The 6,631-nt window shown below is 58.2% G+C and carries 8 protein-coding genes; 2 read left to right on the forward strand and 6 right to left on the reverse strand.

Annotated features, from left to right (window positions below):
* From ACI94_RS06525 to ACI94_RS06535, 3 genes are all read right to left on the reverse strand, one after another.
* Positions 1-1,204: Ig-like domain-containing protein (locus tag ACI94_RS06525; RefSeq protein ID WP_286681235.1), on the reverse strand; the 1,204-nt coding region annotated here is incomplete at its 3' end.
* Positions 1,205-1,427: 223 nt separating this feature from the next.
* On the reverse strand, positions 1,428-2,831 hold the full coding sequence (locus tag ACI94_RS06530; RefSeq protein ID WP_066957332.1) for a carboxypeptidase regulatory-like domain-containing protein: 1,404 nt from the start codon (positions 2,829-2,831) through the stop codon (positions 1,428-1,430).
* 39 nt (positions 2,832-2,870) lie between these two features.
* The gene (locus ACI94_RS06535; RefSeq protein WP_273258884.1) at positions 2,871-4,394 is read right to left on the reverse strand and encodes an AMP phosphorylase; all 1,524 of its coding nucleotides are present in this window, start codon (positions 4,392-4,394) and stop codon (positions 2,871-2,873) included.
* 213 nt (positions 4,395-4,607) lie between these two features.
* On the opposite strand from ACI94_RS06535, the gene ACI94_RS11060 reads away from it, so the two are divergent.
* Positions 4,608-4,790, forward strand: a complete 183-nt coding sequence (locus ACI94_RS11060) for a type II toxin-antitoxin system HicA family toxin (RefSeq protein WP_066957337.1) — start codon at positions 4,608-4,610, stop codon at positions 4,788-4,790.
* 14 nt (positions 4,791-4,804) lie between these two features.
* Positions 4,805-5,032, forward strand: a complete 228-nt coding sequence (locus ACI94_RS06540) for a type II toxin-antitoxin system HicB family antitoxin (RefSeq protein ID WP_066957339.1) — start codon at positions 4,805-4,807, stop codon at positions 5,030-5,032.
* Here the strand turns inward: ACI94_RS06540 and ACI94_RS06545 are convergent.
* Genes ACI94_RS06545 through ACI94_RS06555 form a run of 3 tightly spaced genes read right to left on the reverse strand, consistent with a single transcriptional unit; the run spans position 4,995 to position 6,066 of the window.
* A complete protein-coding gene (locus tag ACI94_RS06545) occupies positions 4,995-5,201 on the reverse strand; it encodes a hypothetical protein (RefSeq protein WP_286681236.1) in 207 nt (68 codons plus the stop codon). The genes ACI94_RS06540 and ACI94_RS06545 overlap by 38 nt on opposite strands.
* A 44-nt stretch (positions 5,202-5,245) precedes the next feature.
* Complete coding sequence (locus ACI94_RS06550) at positions 5,246-5,683, reverse strand: DUF86 domain-containing protein (protein WP_286681237.1); 438 nt, start codon at positions 5,681-5,683, stop codon at positions 5,246-5,248.
* Positions 5,680-6,066: a nucleotidyltransferase domain-containing protein gene (locus ACI94_RS06555; protein ID WP_066957341.1), complete on the reverse strand. Its 387-nt coding sequence runs from the start codon at positions 6,064-6,066 to the stop codon at positions 5,680-5,682. The genes ACI94_RS06550 and ACI94_RS06555 overlap by 4 nt, the downstream gene beginning before the upstream one ends.
* Positions 6,067-6,631: the final 565 nt, after the last annotated feature.

The following is a 6,631-nucleotide window of genomic DNA, read 5'->3' on the forward strand; positions in this document are numbered from 1 at the left end:
CCATAGTCTGGAAATACGGCGTGCAGTTCGTCGACACGATTGCGAACGTGACCGTCTCACCCCCGACCGGGTTCCCCCTGATATCCATCACCTTGGCCCGGAGGTGCGCGACCGAATGTTCGTTGACATCCCGGCTCGGCATCGACTGCGGGTTTGCAGTGAGGAGCATGTTCACCGGCTCAGTGCTGGTGAACTCGACGACCTGCGATATACCCACACTCCTGTTTGCGGCCGCCGTCGCGGTGATGATGGCCATGCCGACGGAGTCCTCGGGCCCGTAGGTGATCATCACCTGCCCATGTGAGTTGGTGTAGAGGAGGCGGCTCTCCTGCTCATCCGGCTGACCCAACCGTTTCAGTGTGGCGTTCACCCAGAGGTCCTGCCCGACTGAGGGGTTCCCATACCTGTCGAACAGAGTGTAGGTGAGCGATATCATCGTCTTTCCGTCAGCCGGGACCGAACCACTGGCAGGGACAACAGCCTGTGTGATGGTGGACGGCACCCCTCCAACACCCGTGATTGGGATGCACAGACCCTCAATCGGCTCCGGCGGCTGGATGAAGATAAGGTTCTCTCCGGCCACGGTATCGACCCGGAACTCCACAATAGCGCATCCGTCCTCATCTACTTCGACGGAGACAGAGTCCTTACCCCCATCAAACACCCCGCCGGTGCCCCCCTCAATCATGCCTGCCGCAAAACGCACCTTCTCGGCTATGTTGCGGTTATCGACCGGGTTCCCGTACTCGTCCTCCAGCCAGACGATGACTCTCGCCTTCTCGCCTGCGATAACATCCTGCGAGCACCACCAATTGGCAATAACACGCGGGACCGCGTGATCTATCGGCTGGTCAACGCTCGCGACCAAGGACCCATCCGGGATCATCGCTGTGATCGCTGCATTCCCACTCTTTGTCCCAGGGGTAAAGAGCGCCGTTGCTCTGCCAGCACCGTCCGTCACCACCCGGGCGGGAGAGATGGTGCCATATGTGCTCTCCACCCTCAGGTCAACGGTAACCCCGGGAAGGGGGGTGTTCTCGGTACTGTTCGAGACCCGCACAGTTATAGTCGCGGGATCTTTGCTCCCCGCCGTCAACCACGGGGTATCAGTAGAAAGTTCAATCGTATCCGGTATCGCCGCTCCTGTCGGGATCACAAAGAAAAGGACCCCTATAATCAGGCACGCATACGTCCAGGTCTTCATACGCCACCGTATGTGCTCTTTGGCGAATGATCGTATATAAAAATTATCAATTGAATAATTGATTAAAATTGGTCTTTTGCATATATGAGCAATAATATTCACCAAAATCGGATAACATTTAGTTTAACTAAGATCACTGGAAACAAAAACATCACTCACACCCCTCTGGAAGCACAACCTTTCCCACAAGGACACAATTTTCCCAAAAAAAAGATCGGGAGCCTTACAGGCTGTCTCGGCCGCGAGACCTGCCCGGGCCCTGCCCGACCCGCCTGGCCTGTCTCTGCCGCACGATGAAGATCGCTACGAAGACGATCAAGGCGACAATCCCTATCCCGGCGACGAGCATCCAGATATTGAAGTTTGGCTCCATGACGAGCGGGATGGTGAACTCGGTCGTGCCGAGGGGGATCTCCTGGTTAATCGAGACGTTCTGGTAACCGTCGCGTGCGGCGGCGATGACATGCACCTTGTTCGTGACAAGCTCCGTCCTGAGGCATCCCAGACTGTCGGTCACCCCGGCAACCTGACCATCGATGACGATGACTGCATCGGCAATCACTTTCCGGTCGGGGCCTTCTGCGCGGATGGTCACACTTGCCCGGTCATACGAGAGTTCGGCGATGATATCCTCCGCCTGTCCGGAGATCTGGCGCATCTCGCTCCAGTCCACGTAACCGGGCGCCCTCACCTGGATCTCGTAAGCCCCTGCATGGATATCGGAGAGGGCGAACCTGCCATACTGGTTGGTCTTGCCCTTGAACGTTCCGTTAAGGTAGACCTCCGCGCCCGCGATTGGTTTTGTCGCTTCATCGAAGGCTGTTATCGAGAGCGGGTATGCAGACTTCGAGAGATCTGCCCGGAGCAGCACGGTATCGGCATCGAGATAGCGCTCTTCCTGATAGGGCTGGTAGTCCGGGGCCGTGACCTTAAAGGAGTAGCGCATCTCCCGCTGCAGGTTGAGCGGCAGCCTGCCGGCGCTGTCGGTCGCCCCGGCGCGCTTACCGTCGACGTAGACCTCCGCACCCGCGATGGGGTCCAGGGTCGCGCTGTCCCGGACCTGGATAGCCAGGAGATCGCTCCTGAAGAGCCAGTACTGGACGATCTGGCCGCCGCTCTCCATCTGCACGGTCTTGGTGAGATCGTAGTAGCCGGATGCCCGGATCTCGACGTTGTAGACCGCACCCGCCTTCACCGAGAAGTCGACGCTCCCGTCGCTCCCGGTGGTTCCCGAAGAGGAGGTTCCTTCGCCTTCGATGCGCACCAGGGCACCGCGGATCGGCTCCAGGGTCGCTGAGTCGTAGAGCTCGAACGTGAGGGTCTCGTCTTTGCGCTCCATATCGACGAAGATGCTGGTCTTATCGGCATCAACGTAACCGACCCAGTCCTTGTAGCCCGTCCGGGCCACCTTCAGGCGCAGGTCCTTTTTTCCGGAGTGATAGTATGAGTAAATGCCGTCGGATGCAGTGCTTCCAACATAACTGCCATCGATGTATATAGAAGCATCAACGAGCGCGCTCCCAGTCTTCTCATCGGCCACGTTGATCCGGAGGGTGACCGCCTGCGCCGAGCAGCAGAGAAGGGCGCAGGAGAGGAGAAGTGCTATGATGAGACGACGATCTGCCATGCTGGAGTGTACTGTGGCAAAAAATTTGAGTGCATCGGTTTAGACCCAGCGTTCGGATGGAATCCGCTCAAGGACCATCCCTTCGACGACCACCGGCATCAGGGTTCTACCGACCTCGATTGCACGCTCAAGCCGCCATTCGCGATCCGCGTAGATGGTAAAGATGGGGTCGCCCTTCCGGACCCGGGTTCCCTTCTTTGCGTGGATGAAGAGCCCTGCGCCGTGATCGTTGGGAGACCCTGCAAGGCGGGCGAGCGTGACGAGCGCGCTGTTGTTGAGCTCGATGACGTAGCCGTCCTGCGGTGCCCTCACGTCGAACCGGTACTCGCCGGGGACGATATCCTCGGCCTTCACATCGGGATTGCCGCCCTGGATCTCGATGATCTGGCGCATCTTCTCAAGCGCCTTGCCGCTCCGGAGGATCTCTGCAGCCATCTGATACCCCTGCCCCGGTGCGGCTTTCCCGGCCATCTCAAGCGCGATCCCGGCAAGCGAGAGGCTCTTCTGGATCAGGGAGTTGGGCTCTGTCGCCCCTTCGAGGACGGCGAGCGCCTCATGCACCTCGAGGTTCGGGCCGATGGTGTGGCCGACGAGCGACTCTCCGTAGCTTAATGCGCACTCAACCCGCATACCGAGCCGCTCCCCGAGTTCGATGAACTCACGGGCGAGTTTCCGGCCGTCCTGGGCCGTTGGGATCTTGGTGTTCCGGCCGATGGGGATATCGATGACCACGAGGTCGGCGCCGACCGCGAACTTCTTGGCCATGACGCTCGCGATCATCTGACCCCGAGCGTCGATCTTGAACGGGTACTCGTAGGTGATGATCTTGTCATCGGCCGGAGCGATGTTCGTGGCCCCGCCCCAGACGATCGCGCCGCCGACCTTCTCGGTCATCTGCTGCACCTCTAGCGCTGTAAACGAGACCGGCGCGAGGACTTCCATGAGGTCCGCGGTCCCGCCGGCACCGGTGATGGCCCGGGAGCTGGTCTTCGGGATCATAAGGCCGCTCGCGGCGATGATCGGGACGATCAGGAGTGAGATCTTGTTCCCGGGGACCCCTCCGATGGAGTGCTTGTCGACGACGGGGTGCCGGGTGAACCGGAGGTGTTCCCCGGTCTCGACCATGGCCCTCGTCAGGTGTTCGACCTCATCCATATCGAGGCCGTGGATGTAGGACGCGGTGACGTAGGCGGTGATCTCGCCCGGCGAGAGAGTATCGTTGACGATATCCCTCACGATATCCATGGTCTCGTCCTTCGTGAACCGACCGCCGTCCATCTTCTTCTTGATGTGCAGGAGGGAGCGGGGCCGCTCGGCACTCCGGACCACAACAGGAGTTCCTTCGTCTACGGCGAGCGTGGCGTTCAGCGGCCGGTAAACCCCGATGACGCCGGGCTCGATGAGCGAACCGGTGGTGTCGACGTGGGCCTGGGCGGTCTTTCCCGTCGTTTCGTCGATGATCTGGACGCGGTCGCCGTCGCGGACCCGCATCTCCTGTGCGTCGGTGCTGTGGAGGAGGACCCCCTTGTTTGCGATGTCGAGGAGTTTCACTGTCAGCTTCATACGCGTAACCCTATCCTACCTGAAATTGGGGGTTTGTACTACTTAAGGGCGGCAGGTCTGGGGGCCGGGTTGGGGAATCACAGGACGATAGAGCCAGTCGTCACTCGCAGCGGCACGACCTACCCGGCAGCGAAACGGATATCCTGCAGTGGAACCATTACTGAATGGGGGCATGGTGTGGGAAGACTTCGGGGAATCAAAGGTCACGAGGCAGTGCGGGCCTTTGTGCGGGCAGGCGGCGTGATGCGGCAGGGAAAAGGCGATCATGTCAACATTAAAATGCCATCAGGAGCGATCATAACTCTGCCTTGGTCGAAGGAGTTAAAGATCGGGCTTCTTACGGCGGCAATAAAGAAAGCTGGTTTAACTGAGGAAGAGTTTCTCGCGTTACTTTAAATAGGGTGCTTAAAATGGAGTTTACTGTTGTGATCCAGAAGGCTGAAGAAGGAGGGTTCTGGGCAGAAGTCCCGGCGCTTCCCGGGTGCTACTCCCAGGGAGAGACAGTCGAGGAGACATTGGAGAACATCCGGGAAGCGATCGAAGGGCACGTGGAAGCGTTGCGGCAGGAGGGGCAGGGAGTTCCCCCGGAGGAAGACCTGATCATCGGCAGGGTCCGGGTCTCCGAAGGCGTGGCGTGAGCGGCCGGTAGACCCCGATGACGCCGGGCCCGATGAGCGAGCTGGTGGTGTCGACATGGGCCTGGGCAGTCTTTCCCGTCACTTTATCGGTGACCTCGAAACAGTCGCCGTCGCAGATCCGTATTTCTTTCGCGTCGGTGCTGTATGGCAGAGATCCATTCACTGCCATTAGTGATCTAGCGTATATCGTCTCAACATACGGCCTCCTATCCCCTAAAAGGCCGCAGATTGCAGAAACTGTTCAATTTCGTCCCTGAAGAAAGAGAAGTATTCGATATGCTCTTTTAAGATCGAGAAGGCAAGTTCATCGTCGATTCTCCCGTAACGGTACGCCACAATGTTCCGGAATCCCTTCATTGCCTTCAGATTCTGCCGCGTTCCGGGTTCCAGCACCCCATGCTGCACGAGATTCTCAAGAATATCCTCATCAGTACCGGGGACTCCGAGATAGAGATCGGCGTTTAGGATGGCACAGATATCGAAGATGTTTTCGATGGCATACTCAGTCCGTTTGTAGATGCCGTCCTTTACGATGCCGAGCCGCCTGAATTCGTCAGCTGAATCAGGGAGGTGATCTTTGACCATATCGATACTCTCCGCCATCTCTTCAAGATTGATGCGGATTATTGTATCCCTGACCTCATTCGTCACACCATCGCCTCCTTGCCGATATAATCGTACAACCGATGTTTGAAGTCGTCGAAGTCACGGATCGTCCGGTACGCGACGTCGTAGACGAACCGCTCATCGGTGGAGTAGAGAACCCGTCCACGCAAGACCTCCATACGGACGTACAGCGGCAGGTGAGAGAAGATCTGGATGTCGTAGCGGTCGTCGGCGAGTTCAGAGAGCGCTGCAAGCCGAAACCGGGCGGCCTCCTCGCGGTCTCCGTCGTAATAGATGCAAAGATCGATATCGGAATCATCTCTCGCCCGCCCGGCGGCGACGGAGCCGTAGAGGATGATGAAGCGGACCTTCGTAAACCCCTCGATAGCCTTGAGCCGCTTGAGGGCATGCCGGACGAACTTTTCCATTGCTCTCACCCCGGGGCGGGCCCGGAAATCCTCCCTGTTCTAGAGAGGGATGCTCGTGCATTAACGTTTCCCAAACCGCTCTCCTCCGCAAGATCGCACTCCGGACAACCGCTCTCTCCAAGAGGATAGATACCGGGGTCCCGTGCTGGAGAGCGTCTGGCCGAACTCCTGCGCCGTGGTAGAGGACTTTGCGGCGTTGATGTCGGAGAAACGTCGGGCCGGGACTTCCTCTCAAACTCACGACCCCCGGCTGAGAAGACAATCATCATGGATTGTTTCATCGGGCTTTCTGCCCGCGTTCCCTCCCGTATCGTCCAGGTGATCGGATCAGGGACTGCGCTTGATGAGAGTTCCGACAACCTATCAGTGATAGGTAAGTAGCATTATCACAATTCAGGGATATATATCAGTGATAAGTTTAAATACATATCACTTTGAAGAGATACATATGACTCTGACAGACCGCTCCTCCGACGTCGTCGAGTTCATCCTGAATGCGCTTGACCTGCCGACCAGTCCGGAAATCCTCGATGTCGGCAACCTGTACGAAGTACTCGGCCAGGAT

It is taken from the genome of Methanoculleus sp. DTU007 (assembly GCF_001512385.1).
In the GTDB taxonomy this organism is placed as follows: Archaea; Halobacteriota; Methanomicrobia; order Methanomicrobiales; family Methanoculleaceae; genus Methanoculleus; species Methanoculleus thermophilus.